The organism is Paenibacillus sp. FSL R7-0297, assembly GCF_038009025.1.
Lineage (GTDB): Bacteria > Bacillota > Bacilli > Paenibacillales > Paenibacillaceae > Paenibacillus_AQ.
Genome location: NZ_JBBPAQ010000001.1, coordinates 1,814,550 through 1,828,651 on the forward strand (window position 1 = coordinate 1,814,550; position 14,102 = coordinate 1,828,651).

10 protein-coding genes and 1 other annotated feature are annotated in these 14,102 nt (G+C 48.0%); all 10 genes read left to right on the forward strand.

Going from position 1 to position 14,102, the window contains the following annotated elements:
• The first annotated feature begins 41 nt into the window (after window positions 1–41).
• The 10 genes from rplA (at window position 42) to fusA (ending at window position 14,002) form a co-directional block, all read left to right on the forward strand.
• Window positions 42–734: a 50S ribosomal protein L1 gene (gene rplA / locus MKZ24_RS07875; RefSeq protein ID WP_039298583.1), complete on the forward strand. Its 693-nt coding sequence runs from the start codon at window positions 42–44 to the stop codon at window positions 732–734.
• Between the two features lie 68 nt (window positions 735–802).
• Window positions 803–955 (forward strand) — a sequence feature (ribosomal protein L10 leader region).
• Window positions 956–1,019: 64 nt separating this feature from the next.
• Window positions 1,020–1,523 carry a 50S ribosomal protein L10 gene (gene rplJ / locus MKZ24_RS07880; RefSeq protein ID WP_042240002.1) on the forward strand — a complete coding sequence of 168 codons (504 nt, stop codon included), beginning with the start codon at window positions 1,020–1,022 and terminating at the stop codon, window positions 1,521–1,523.
• A gap of 63 nt (window positions 1,524–1,586) precedes the next feature.
• Entirely contained in the window at window positions 1,587–1,946 is a 360-nt protein-coding gene (rplL, locus tag MKZ24_RS07885) for a 50S ribosomal protein L7/L12 (protein ID WP_039298590.1), read from the forward strand.
• 133 nt (window positions 1,947–2,079) lie between these two features.
• Complete coding sequence (locus MKZ24_RS07890; protein WP_340781925.1) at window positions 2,080–2,676, forward strand: class I SAM-dependent methyltransferase; 597 nt, start codon at window positions 2,080–2,082, stop codon at window positions 2,674–2,676.
• A 429-nt stretch (window positions 2,677–3,105) separates the two neighbouring features.
• A complete protein-coding gene (rpoB, locus tag MKZ24_RS07895) occupies window positions 3,106–6,651 on the forward strand; it encodes a DNA-directed RNA polymerase subunit beta (protein ID WP_042239995.1) in 3,546 nt (1,181 codons plus the stop codon).
• Window positions 6,652–6,763: 112 nt separating this feature from the next.
• Window positions 6,764–10,375, forward strand: a complete 3,612-nt coding sequence (gene rpoC, locus MKZ24_RS07900) for a DNA-directed RNA polymerase subunit beta' (protein WP_042239992.1) — start codon at window positions 6,764–6,766, stop codon at window positions 10,373–10,375.
• Between the two features lie 178 nt (window positions 10,376–10,553).
• Complete coding sequence (locus tag MKZ24_RS07905; protein ID WP_039298604.1) at window positions 10,554–10,805, forward strand: ribosomal L7Ae/L30e/S12e/Gadd45 family protein; 252 nt, start codon at window positions 10,554–10,556, stop codon at window positions 10,803–10,805.
• 134 nt (window positions 10,806–10,939) lie between these two features.
• Entirely contained in the window at window positions 10,940–11,359 is a 420-nt protein-coding gene (gene rpsL, locus MKZ24_RS07910; RefSeq protein WP_020427075.1) for a 30S ribosomal protein S12, read from the forward strand.
• A 46-nt stretch (window positions 11,360–11,405) separates the two neighbouring features.
• Window positions 11,406–11,876 (forward strand): 30S ribosomal protein S7, encoded by a 471-nt coding sequence (gene rpsG, locus MKZ24_RS07915; protein ID WP_020427074.1) that lies wholly within the window; start codon window positions 11,406–11,408, stop codon window positions 11,874–11,876.
• A gap of 47 nt (window positions 11,877–11,923) precedes the next feature.
• A complete protein-coding gene (fusA, locus tag MKZ24_RS07920) occupies window positions 11,924–14,002 on the forward strand; it encodes an elongation factor G (protein ID WP_340781926.1) in 2,079 nt (692 codons plus the stop codon).
• Window positions 14,003–14,102: the final 100 nt, after the last annotated feature.

The following is a 14,102-nucleotide window of genomic DNA, read 5'->3' on the forward strand; positions in this document are numbered from 1 at the left end:
GGGAGGAATTTCCGCTAACACCACAAAGGAGGAACATTTTCATGGCTAAACATGGTAAGAAATACCAAGAATCTGCTAAGCTGATCAACAGCGAAGCAACTTACGAGCCTTCAGAAGCTGTAGAGCTTGTGAAAAAGGCAGCAACTGCTAAATTCGACGAAACCGTTGAAGCAGCAGTTCGTCTGGGTGTAGACCCGCGTAAACAAGACCAAGCTGTTCGTGGTGTTGTTGTCCTGCCTCACGGCACAGGCAAAACTCAACGCGTGCTTGTATTTGCAAAAGGTGAAAAAGCGAAAGAAGCGGAAGCTGCTGGCGCCGATTTTGTTGGTGATGCTGATATGATCAACAAAATTCAACAGGGCTGGTTTGAATTCGATGTCTGCGTAGCTACACCTGATATGATGAGTGAAGTCGGTAAACTGGGTCGTCTGCTCGGTGGTAAAGGCCTCATGCCTAACCCTAAAGCAGGTACAGTTACTTTCGACGTTACCAAGGCTGTTCAAGAAATCAAAGCCGGTAAAATCGAATATCGTCTTGACAAAGCGGGTCAAATTCACGCGCCAATCGGCAAAGTGTCTTTCAACGCTGAACAACTGAACGAGAACCTTAAATCCCTCATCGACGCTCTGAACCGTGCGAAACCGGCTGCTGCTAAAGGTGTATACCTTAAAGGCATCGCTATTTCGTCCACTATGGGACCTAGCGCTCGCGTGAACGCAGCTGCTTTCAGATAATTAAGGGTTGACTCTTTGAGTCATCTTTGATAATCTATAACAGTTGTGAACATTAAGGTGATCAATCTTGAATTTGAATATGCTTACCGTAGACAGTAGGTGCCGTAGGGCTTAATTTCCTACCGAGGTGTTGTGATAGAAACAAAAAGTAACAGGCTCGCCTGACTGCTTTCCGTTTTATCAAGCCTTCGTGAATCTGCGGAGGCTTTTCTAATGCCTGCGTAGGAACGGCGCGGATTCTCCGGAAGAATCGCCGTCACATAAATTTTCAGGAGGTGTATACAATTGGCAAATGCAAAAGTAATCCAAGCTAAACAGGATGCGGTTGATGTTGTAACTGGCAAACTGCAGAACAGTATCTCTACTGTTGTTGCGGACTACCGCGGATTGAACGTTTCGCAAGTGACTGAACTGCGTAAGCAGCTTCGTGAAGCTGGCGTTGATTTTCAAGTCCTGAAGAACACATTGCTTCGCCGTGCAACTGCAGCGGCTGAGTTGACTGATCTGGACGCTGTCCTGACTGGTCCTACAGCGATCGCTTTCAGTGAAACTGATGCGGTAGTAGCAGCCAAAATTTTGAACGACTTCGCTAAGAAGAACGACGCTCTGAAACTTAAAGGCGGCGTTGTAGAAGGTCGCGTTATCGACGCTGACCAACTGAAAGCACTGGCTGAGCTTCCATCCCGCGATGGTTTGCTGTCCATGCTGCTTAGCGTGCTTCAAGCTCCAATGCGCAACTTCGCGCTTGCAGTTAAAGCTGTTGCTGAGAAAGAAGAACAAAGCGCGTAAGCCTTTGCTTCTAGCTTCATAATCATTACCACAAACCAATTCAAATATAATGGAGGTTCAATCATGAGCAAAGAAACAATTTTGGAAGAAATTAAAGGCATGAGCGTATTGGAACTGAACGACCTGGTTAAAGCAATCGAAGAAGAATTCGGCGTAACTGCAGCAGCTCCAGTAGCAGCTGGCGGCGCAGTAGCAGCTGTTGAAGAAGAGCAATCCGAATTCGACGTAATTTTGACAGGCGCTGGCGCTTCCAAAATCAACGTTATCAAAATCGTTCGCGAAATCACAGGTCTTGGCTTGAAAGAAGCTAAAGACGTTGTAGACAACGCTCCAAAAGCAATCAAAGAAAAAGTAAGCAAAGAAGAAGCAGAAGCTACCAAAGCAAAATTGGAAGAAGCAGGCGCTTCTGTAGAAGTGAAATAATTTGATTTAAGTAGGTACTGCCCCGGATATGAAGTGATTCATTCCGGTTCTTGCAACCCCCTTGAACTTGTTCAAGGGGGTTGCTCTATAAGAGATGCTTTGTATATTAGAGCCATGTGAAAGGGAGGATTGTATGTCGCAGCATTATTACTCGCAGCAGCCGGAAGCACGTCATGACAGACGCAGCATCGATACGGTACTGAGAGGCAAAAGCCTCCGTTTTACAAGCGACGCCGGTGTTTTTTCCAAAGGGGATATCGATCATGGTAGCCGAGTTCTGATCGAAGCTATGAAAATTTCGGATGGGGCGGAGGTGCTGGATGTTGGCTGTGGTTACGGACCTATAGGGATTAGTGCAGCACTCCTCACTCCCAAGGGACATGTGACGATGATTGATATCAACAGCCGTGCGGTAGAGCTTGCCCGCGAGAATGCGCAGCATAACGGAATCCACAATGTTACGGTTATGGAAAGTGATGTACTGTCTGCGGTGAAGGGGCGTACATTCGATGTGGTTCTTACCAACCCGCCGATTCGTGCAGGCAAGGCTGTGGTTCATGAGATTTTTGAGCAGGCGCATGCGCATTTGAATGAGGGTGGAAGTCTATGGATAGTCATCCAGAAGAAGCAGGGCGCACCATCGGCCTCCGCCAAGCTGGAAAGCTTATTCTCGGATGTAGAAGAAGTGGGGAAAGATAAGGGATATCGCATTATCAGAGCGAAGAAGTAAAAAATAAATAATACTTATTGACATGCAATGTTGATAGTGTTATTATTATAAAATGTCAGTATTAAGCTAGGCTCCATGTCTTTAGTTTGCTGAAATGTCAAGTGATATATTGTCGCCCGGTAAGCGCATGCCGTACGGCAGGTTTTTGCGAATTCCGTTCTCTATGTTCCTGTCACGGCGAAGGTCGCCGGGACAATAGATAATAGCGCATAAACTGTTGCTTGGTGACGTATAATACACACGTTTTGGGCAAATCTACTGGATAAGGAGTATTTTGGCCGTGGATAGATGCGCTCTTTTTTCGAAAGATTTCGATAAGGGGCTTTTCTGTATTTATGGCTGGATCCTTGTGTTATGGTTCCATTATACGGGTCCAAACAAGGGTTCGCAATCAATTTTTAAGTGAGTAGACATGAGGGGTGAGTAAAGTTGGCAGGACATCTTGTTCAGTATGGTCGACGCACTCGGCGGAGCTATGCGAGAATTAACGAGGTACTCGAGGTCCCGAACCTGATCGAGATCCAACAAAAATCTTATGACTGGTTTTTGGAGGAAGGATTGCGGGAAATGTTCCAGGACATCTCGCCGATCCAGGATTTCACAGGAAATTTGGTACTAGAGTTCATTGATTACAGCCTGGGTGAACCGAAGTATACGGTTGACGACGCTAAAGAGCGGGACGTAACATATGCGGCTCCTCTGCGTGTAAAGGTGCGTCTCATCAATAAGGAGACCGGTGAGGTCAAAGAGCAGGAAGTGTTCATGGGAGATTTCCCGCTGATGACGGAAACCGGCACTTTTATTATCAATGGTGCGGAACGGGTTATTGTCAGCCAGTTGGTTCGCTCTCCAAGCGTCTATTTCAGCACGAAAGTGGATAAGAACGGCAAAAAAACCTACACCGCCACAGTAATTCCGAATCGCGGAGCTTGGCTGGAACTGGAGACCGACGCTAAGGACATCATGTATGTCCGTATCGACCGGACCCGTAAGATCCCGGTAACCGTGCTTCTGCGTGCTCTAGGCTTCGGCAGTGATGCTGAAATTCTGGAACTGCTTGGTAATGATGAATATATTCGCAATACGCTGGATAAAGACAACACGGACTCTACGGAGAAGGCGCTTATTGAAATTTACGAGCGTCTGCGTCCGGGTGAACCACCGACACTTGACAATGCCAAGAGCCTATTGGTCGCACGTTTCTTTGATCCGAAACGTTATGATTTGGCCAATGTAGGCCGTTACAAAATCAACAAAAAACTGCATATTAAGAATCGTCTGTTCAATCAGCGTCTGGCGCAGCCTTTGGTTGATGAATCTACAGGAGAAATCCTGGCAGAATCCGGCCAGATGGTTGACCGCCGCCTGCTTGACGAGCTGATTCCTTATTTCGAGAAGAATGTAGCTGGCAAGAACTACCGTGTTACCGGCGGGGTTATGGACAGTGAAGATATTCCGCTGCAGACTATTGACGTATTCTCGCCAATTGAAGAAGGCCGGATTATCAAGCTGATCGCCAATGGCAACATTGACAAGTCGGTCAAGCATATTACCCAGGCTGATATTATATCCTCAATCAGCTACTTTATTAATTTGCTGCACGGTATCGGTAATACAGATGATATCGACCACTTGGGTAACCGCCGTCTGCGTTCTGTAGGTGAATTGCTGCAGAATCAGTTCCGTATCGGTCTGTCCCGTATGGAGCGCGTGGTGCGGGAGAGAATGTCAATTCAGGACGCTAATGCGATTACACCGCAGGCACTGATCAACATCCGTCCGGTTATCGCGTCGATCAAAGAGTTCTTCGGTAGTTCGCAGCTGTCCCAGTTTATGGATCAGACGAACCCGCTTGCTGAACTTACACACAAGCGCCGTCTGTCGGCACTTGGACCCGGCGGTCTGACCCGTGAACGCGCAGGCTTTGAAGTCCGCGACGTACATCACAGTCACTACGGCCGTATGTGTCCTATCGAAACACCGGAAGGTCCGAATATCGGTCTGATCAACTCCTTGTCTACCTTTGCACGCATCAATGAATACGGCTTTATCGAAGCTCCGTATCGTTGGGTGGATCCAAAGACTGGTAAGGTTACAGAACAAATCGATTATCTGACTGCTGATGAAGAAGATAACTATGTAGTTGCTCAGGCGAATGTACTGATTGATGAGAATGGTACATTTAAGGAAGACATGGTTATCGTTCGTTACAACAAGGATTCAGATAACATTACTACTATGCCTAGTAACCGTGTTGACTACATGGACGTTTCACCTAAGCAGGTTGTGTCGGTCGCTACGGCGCTCATTCCGTTCCTTGAGAACGATGACTCCAACCGCGCACTGATGGGATCGAACATGCAGCGGCAGGCCGTTCCGCTTCTGATTCCGAAAGCTCCGCTTGTCGGCACAGGGATGGAACATAAATCCGCCAAGGATTCTGGCGTATGTATTGTTTCCAAATATGACGGTATTATTGAACGCTCCTCTGCCAATGAAATCTGGCTGCGCCGTGTAGAGGCAGTTGAAGGCAAGGAAGTTAAAGGCGATATCGTTAAATATAAATTACACAAATTTATGCGTTCGAACCAAGGGACTTGCATTAATCAGCGTCCGCTGGCTAAACGTGGCGATATTGTTAAGAAGGGTGATATCCTGGCAGACGGACCTTCCACAGAAATGGGCGAACTTGCTCTTGGTCGTAACGTAGTCGTTGCGTTCATGACTTGGGAAGGTTACAACTACGAGGATGCGATCCTGCTTAGTGAGAAGCTAGTTAAGGAAGATGTATACACTTCGATCCATATCGAGGAATATGAATCCGAAGCCCGTGACACCAAGCTAGGACCTGAAGAGATCACGCGTGATATTCCAAACGTTGGTGAAGAGGCGCTCCGCAATTTGGATGAGCGCGGAATCATTCGTATCGGTGCGGAAATCAATGCCGGCGACATTCTGGTAGGTAAAGTTACTCCGAAGGGCGTAACTGAACTGACTGCTGAAGAACGCCTGCTGCACGCAATCTTCGGTGAGAAGGCTCGTGAAGTCCGTGATACCTCCTTGCGCGTTCCGCATGGTAGTGATGGTATTATCGTTGACGTTAAGGTGTTTACCCGTGAGAACGGCGATGAGCTGCCTCCAGGTGTGAATCAATTGGTTCGTGTCTACATCGCTCAGAAGCGTAAGATTTCTGAAGGTGACAAGATGGCCGGACGTCATGGTAACAAGGGTGTCGTTGCCCGTATCCTGCCAGAAGAAGATATGCCGTTCCTTCCGGACGGTACACCGGTACAGGTTGTCCTGAACCCGCTGGGCGTACCTTCACGTATGAACATCGGACAGGTGCTGGAAGTCCATATTGGTATGGCGGCACTGCGTCTGGGTATCCACGTGGCTACTCCGGTATTCGACGGAGCCCGTGAGTATGACGTGTTCGATACGATGGAAGAAGCCGGTATGCAGCGTAACGGTAAGACTGTGCTGTATGACGGACGTACAGGCGAGCGCTTCGAGCGTGAAGTTACTGTCGGCGTTATGCACATGATCAAGCTTGCGCACATGGTTGACGATAAGATTCATGCCCGTTCTACAGGTCCTTACTCACTCGTTACACAGCAGCCACTGGGTGGTAAAGCTCAGTTCGGCGGACAGCGTTTCGGGGAAATGGAAGTGTGGGCGCTTGAGGCTTACGGCGCGGCGTATACATTGCAAGAAATTTTGACCGTGAAATCCGATGACGTGGTTGGCCGTGTGAAAACGTACGAGTCCATCGTCAAAGGTGAAAATGTTCCAGAACCGGGTGTTCCGGAATCGTTCAAGGTATTGATCAAGGAACTGCAGTCGCTGGGTATGGATGTCAAAATCCTTAGCGGTGACGAGCAGGAGATCGAGATGAAGGAACTGGACGATGAGGACGAGACGTCAGGCGACAAGCTGAGCCTCAATTTGGAAGGCGCAGAAGTCGGCATAGAGTAGTTCACCAGCAAGCCACTAATTTCATTACACAAAGGACCGCGCCCTCTGTTGACTTAACGTCAAGAGAGGGCTGTGGTACTAAATCAGGATATAGGTTAAGGAGGGTTGCTCCTTGTTGGACGTTAACAATTTTGAATTTATGAAAATCGGGCTCGCTTCCCCGGAAAAAATTCGTTCTTGGTCCCGCGGAGAAGTGAAAAAACCGGAAACCATCAACTATCGTACTTTGAAACCGGAAAAAGAGGGTCTTTTTTGCGAACGCATCTTTGGACCGCAAAAGGACTGGGAATGTCACTGTGGTAAATACAAACGCGTCCGTTATAAGGGCGTTGTGTGCGACCGCTGCGGCGTGGAAGTTACCCGCGCTAAAGTCCGCCGCGAACGTATGGGCCACATCGAGCTGGCAGCTCCGGTATCTCATATCTGGTACTTCAAAGGTATTCCGAGCCGTATGGGTCTGGCACTGGATATGTCTCCAAGATCGCTCGAAGAGATTATCTATTTTGCATCTTATGTTGTAACCGATCCGGGTGAAACTCCTTTGGAGAAGAAACAACTGCTGTCTGAGAAAGAATACCGCAGCTACCGTGAGAAATACGGCTACGGGTTCCAGGCTGGCATGGGTGCTGAAGCCGTCAAAAAACTGCTTCAGGATATCGATATCGATAAAGAACTGGAATTCCTCAAAGAAGAGCTGCGCACGGCCCAAGGCCAGCGCCGTAACCGGGCGATCAAACGTCTCGAAGTTATTGAGGCTTTCCGCAACTCCGGCAACAAGCCAGACTGGATGATCATGGATGTACTTCCGGTTATTCCTCCGGAGCTTCGCCCTATGGTTCAGCTCGATGGCGGCCGTTTTGCTACGTCTGACCTTAATGACCTGTACCGCCGCGTAATTAACCGTAACAACCGTCTGAAGAGACTGCTGGATCTCGGTGCACCTGATATTATCGTGCAGAATGAGAAACGGATGCTTCAGGAAGCTGTTGATGCCCTGATCGACAATGGCCGCCGCGGCCGTCCTGTAACAGGTCCTGGTAACCGTCCGCTCAAATCACTCAGCCATATGCTGAAAGGTAAACAAGGACGTTTCCGCCAGAACTTGCTCGGTAAGCGCGTTGACTATTCCGGACGTTCCGTTATCGTCGTAGGACCTTACCTCAAGATGTACCAATGCGGTCTTCCAAAGAAGATGGCACTGGAACTCTTCAAACCGTTTGTAATGAAAGAATTGGTTAATAAGGGCCTTGCCCACAACATCAAGAGCGCGAAACGTAAGGTTGAGCGCGTAAGTCCTGAAGTCTGGGACGTGCTTGAAGAAGTAATCAGAGAGCATCCGGTTTTGCTGAACCGTGCCCCTACACTGCATAGACTGGGTATACAGGCGTTTGAACCGATTCTGGTAGAAGGTCACGCGATCCGTCTTCACCCGCTCGTATGTACGGCATACAATGCCGACTTTGACGGTGACCAGATGGCGGTACACGTTCCTCTATCCGCTGAAGCTCAAGCTGAAGCCCGTATTCTCATGCTGGCATCCGGTAACATCCTGAACCCTAAAGATGGTAAGCCGGTTGTTACACCTTCCCAGGATATGGTCCTTGGTACGTTCTATCTGACCATGGATAACAAGGAAGAAAAGGGAACGGGTATGATTCTGCGTACCGTGAACGAAGCTGTTTCAGCTTACCAACGCGGAACCGCTGGTCTGCATGCGCGTGTTGCTATTCCTGTTAAGGCACTGGGTAAAACCAACTTTACAGAAGCGCAGCAGAATGCATTGCTGATTACAACGGTGGGTAAGATTATCTTCAACGAAATCTATCCAAGCAGTTTCCCATATATCAATGAAGCTACCAAAACAAACCTGCTGCAGGGTACACCAGAGAAGTACTTCATCTATGAAAAAGGCGCGGATGTCCGCGAATTGATCATGGCTGCTCCGGAAGCCAGTGCTGTAGGTAAAGAATATCTGGGCCTAATCATTGCCCGCTGCTTCGAAACCTATCACACTACCAAGACTTCAGTGATTCTGGATAAAATTAAGCAGCTCGGCTTTACGTACTCTACACGTTCTGGTGTTACGGTTGCCGTATCAGACGTTATTGTGCCTGAGGAAAAAGCTACAATTCTTAAAGAATCCGAAGCTAAGGTTGATGTAGTAGCGAATCAATACCGCCGCGGTCTGATTACCAATGATGAACGGTATGACCGTGTTATCGAGATCTGGTCGAAGACTAAGGATGAACTTACGAACGTCCTGCTGAAATCGATGGATCGTTTCAACTCCATCATGCTCATGGTCGACTCCAAAGCGCGTGGTAACAAATCGCAGATCACCCAGCTCGGTGGTATGCGTGGTCTGATGGCTACCCCTTCGGGCCGGATTTTCGAATTGCCAATCAAAGCGAACTTCCGTGAAGGTCTGACCGTCCTCGAGTACTTTATTTCCACTCACGGAGCGCGTAAAGGTCTGGCCGATACAGCGCTGCGTACAGCGGATTCCGGGTACTTGACACGCCGTCTCGTTGACGTGGCTCAGGACGTAATCGTCCGCGAAGAAGATTGCGGTACCGATAAAGGCTTCACCGTCAGCCGGATTCAAGATGGCAAGGAAGTTATCGAGGATCTCTACGACCGTATTGAAGGCCGTTATTCCTTCGAAACTGTGCGTCATCCGGAAACGAAGGAAATCCTCGTTCACCGTAACGATCTGATTGACTCCGATAAGGCTGAAGCAATCGTGAATGCTGGCGTTACTAAATTGCAGATCCGCTCTGTACTGAGTTGCCGTGCCCGTCACGGTGTCTGCAAGAAGTGCTACGGACGTAACCTGGCAACAGGTAAATTCGTGGAAATCGGGGAAGCTGTCGGCATTATTGCTGCACAATCCATTGGTGAACCAGGAACACAGCTTACCATGCGTACATTCCATACCGGTGGTGTTGCCGGAGACGATATCACGCAAGGTTTGCCGCGTATCCAAGAGTTGTTTGAAGCCCGTAACCCTAAAGGTCAGGCGACAATCAGTGAAATTGACGGCGTAGTTAAGGAAATTCGTGAAACCAAGGACCGTCGTGAAATCGAAGTCCAGGGTGAAGCGGAGTCCAAGACCTATTCCATCACTTACGGTTCCCGTCTGCGTGTCAGTGAGGGCCAGGAGATTGAAGCTGGTGATGAATTGACAGACGGTTCTATCGACCCTAAAGAAATGCTGCGCATCAAAGGGATCCGCGGGGTACAGAACTACATTCTGCAAGAAGTACAGCGTGTATACCGTAACCAGGGCGTTGAGATCAATGATAAGCATATTGAAGTTATGATCAAGCAGATGCTGCGTAAAATTCGTATTATCGATGCTGGAGATACCACTCTCCTGCCGGGTGCTTTTGCGGATATTCATGAATATGAAGCAGCCAACAAGGAAGCTATCCTGTCTGGTAAAGAACCTGCAGTTGCCAAACCGGTACTGCTCGGTATTACCAAAGCCTCTCTGGAAACAGACTCCTTCCTGTCTGCGGCCTCTTTCCAGGAAACTACCCGCGTCTTGACGGATGCAGCAATTAAGGGTAAAGTGGATAAGTTGCTCGGTCTTAAAGAAAATGTTATCATCGGTAAGCTGATTCCTGCAGGTACAGGTATGAATCGTTACCGTAATGTGAAGCTTAGTGATCCGAATGAAGAAAGCAAGCAAGCCGCTTTAGAAACGGTTCCAGCTGAGTAATAAATAATCATGGCATTCAGCTTTCGCGTCACGTGATAACCTTGCGTGACGCGGCTGTCTGTTACGAATATTAATATAATTATTGCTGTTTTTCTTGACATCGTGTGCTGAGGATGCTAATATGTCTAAGGTGCGTGAGTAGCCTTGTCATTCTTGTTCAGTGGAGGTAATGTTTTTCATGACTGATGATAGAGGGTTACAGGATGCTCAGGTCAAGATCGGTTCCAAACAAACCGTCAAGGCGGTGGAGTTGGGCCAAGCCGCAGAAGTCTATGTGGCGGAGGACGGAGATCAACGGCTTACTTCCAGAATTGTTATGCTTTGCGGCAAACAAGGTGTGAAGGTCACATATGTGGACACCATGCTGAATTTGGGCAAGGCCTGCGGTATAGAAGTTGGTGCTGCTATGGCAGCCGTCTTAAAACAATAGCAACAAGAGAACGTTTTTGTACCGGGGTACACTTCGGCAGCAAGGACTTTTCATTTGTCTTTTTATGAACCACCTGGGTCTGTGGACTTAATGTTTGTAAATTGACTATCATTTCAGGAAGGGGGTGGCACAACATGCCAACTATTAATCAACTGGTTCGTAAAGGCCGTCAAGCCAAAATCGAAAAATCCAAATCTCCCGCTCTTCAAAAAGGGTTCAACGCCCTCAAGCGTGAGGCTACAAATTTGAGCGCCCCGCAGAAACGCGGTGTGTGCACTCGTGTAGGCACAATGACTCCACGTAAACCAAACTCAGCACTTCGTAAGTATGCCCGTGTTCGTTTGACGAACCGTCTTGAGGTGACTGCTTACATTCCGGGTATCGGACACAACCTTCAAGAGCACAGTGTAGTATTGCTGCGCGGAGGTAAAGTTAAGGACCTTGCAGGAGTTCGTTACCACATCGTTCGTGGTGCACTTGATACTGCAGGTGTTGCTAACCGGATGCAGGCTCGCTCCAAATATGGTGCGAAACGTCCTAAGGCTAAGAAATAAGACAAGCTTATCCGAATAATAAACATTTTAAGAAAGGGGGATATCCATGCCACGCAAAGGTCCAGTTACTAAGAGAGATGTATTGCCAGATCCATTGTATAATAGCAAGTTGGTTACTCGTTTGATCAACCGTATTATGCTGGGTGGTAAAAGAGGTGTCGCTCAAAGCATTTTGTACAATTCGTTCAAGTTGATTCAGGAACGTACAGGTAAAGAACCAATGGAAGTTTTCGAAGCTGCCATCAAGAACATCATGCCTGTATTGGAAGTTAAAGCTCGTCGTGTCGGCGGTGCTAACTACCAGGTGCCTATCGAGGTTAAACCTGAAAGACGTACTGCTTTGGGATTACGTTGGCTTGTAAACTACTCACGCAACCGCGGTGAGAAGACTATGGAAGAGCGTTTGGCGGCTGAGATTATCGATGCTTCCAACAACACAGGCGCTTCCGTTAAGAAACGTGAAGACACGCACAAAATGGCTGAAGCGAACAAAGCGTTTGCTCACTACCGCTGGTAGGATTATAGCCGTTCAAATAACTTCTATTTTGAAAGGAGATCCATTTCATGTCAAGAGAGTTCTCCTTAAAAAATACACGTAATATCGGGATCATGGCACATATTGATGCTGGTAAAACTACCACTACTGAGCGGATTCTTTTCTACACAGGCCGTACGCACAAAATCGGTGAAGTTCACGAGGGCGCTGCTACAATGGACTGGATGGAACAAGAGCAGGAGCGCGGAATTACGATTACTTCCGCTGCTACGACCGCTGCATGGAAGGGCCACCGCATCAATATTATTGATACCCCTGGGCACGTTGACTTCACTGTTGAAGTTGAACGTTCCCTTCGTGTATTGGATGGGGCAGTTGGTGTATTTAGTGCGAAAGAGGGCGTAGAGCCTCAGTCCGAAACCGTATGGAGACAGGCTGACCGTTACGGCGTTCCCCGTATCGCTTATGTGAACAAAATGGATATCATCGGTGCAGACTTCCTGAACGTTATCGACAGCATGCGTGACCGCCTGCAAGCCAACGCAATTGCAATTCAATTGCCAATTGGTGCCGAAAACGACTTCATTGGTATCATTGACCTTGTTGAGCAAAAAGCTCACATGTTCAAGGATGACCTGGGACAAAACATCGAAGTTACTGATATTCCTGCTGAATACTTGGAACAAGTTGAGGGACTGCGTCTCGAGTTGATCGAGAAGGTTGCAGAACTTGACGAAGATCTGACTATGAAGTATCTGGAAGGCGAAGAAATCACAGTGGATGAGATTAAGGCAGCATTGCGCAAAGGCGTATGTGATGTTAAAATCTTCCCTGTAATTGTCGGATCCTCCTACCGTAATAAAGGTGTTCAGCTCATGATGGATGCTGTTGTTGATTACTTGCCATCCCCACTGGATGTACCTGCTATTCAAGGTCATCTGGATGACGGTACAGAAGCGGTTCGTCACTCTTCGGACGAAGAACCATTCGCAGCACTGGCATTTAAAATCATGACAGACCCTTATGTAGGTAAACTTACGTTCTTCCGCGTATACTCCGGTGTACTGGAATCCGGTTCTTATGTAGTTAACGCTACCAAGAACAAACGTGAGCGTATCGGCCGTATCCTGCAAATGCATGCGAACAGCCGCCAAGAAATCTCCATTGTGTATTCCGGTGATATCGCGGCAGCCGTTGGTCTGAAGGACACAAGTACCGGCGATACCCTTTGCGATGAGAAACATCCGGTTATCCTGGAGTCCATGAACTTCCCTGATCCGGTTATCGAAATCGCAGTTGAACCAAAAACCAAAGCTGACCAAGATAAGCTCGGCGTAGCTCTCGGAAAGTTGACTGAAGAGGATCCTACTCTTCGTGCTCACACTGATGAAGAAACTGGCCAAACGATCCTGGCAGGTATGGGTGAGCTTCACCTGGATATTATCATCGACCGTATGCGCCGCGAATTCAAGGTAGAAACCAACGTGGGTAAACCACAGGTTGCTTACCGTGAAACATTCAAAGCACCAGCACGTGTTGAAGGTAAATTCGTTCGCCAATCCGGCGGTCGCGGTCAGTATGGTCACGTATGGGTTGAATTTGAACCTCTCGAGCCGGGTACTGGCAGCAAGTTCGAAAGTAAAGTTGTCGGTGGTTCTGTTCCTAGAGAATACATCGCTCCTGCACTTGCCGGTATTGAAGAGCAAATGAAAAACGGCGTTATTGCAGGCTTCCCGCTTGTTGACGTTAAGGCTACCATCGTAGATGGTTCCTATCATGATGTTGACTCCAACGAAATGGCGTTCAAAATCGCCGGCTCGATGGCACTCAAAGCAGCTAAAGACAAGTGTAAACCTGTCCTGCTCGAGCCAATCATGAAAGTGGAAGTAACTGTTCCTGAGGAATACATGGGCGATGTAATGGGTATGTTGAACTCCAGACGCGGACGGATCGAAGGTATGGATTCCCGTGGCGGTGCGCAAATTATCCGTGCAAAGGTACCTCTTTCCGAAATGTTCGGATACTCCACAACACTTCGTTCCGGTACTCAAGGACGCGGCGTATTCTCAATGGAACTTTCTCACTATGAAGAAGTACCTAAATCCATTGCTGAAGAAATCGTAGCCAAGAACAAAGGCGGAGAATAATCATCATTTTTAACTTGCCGTCCGGGTATATCACATAAGTCATCTAAGAATTGCATGTAGGCGGGCGGCTCAAATATAAGGAACCCCACATTAAGGAGGA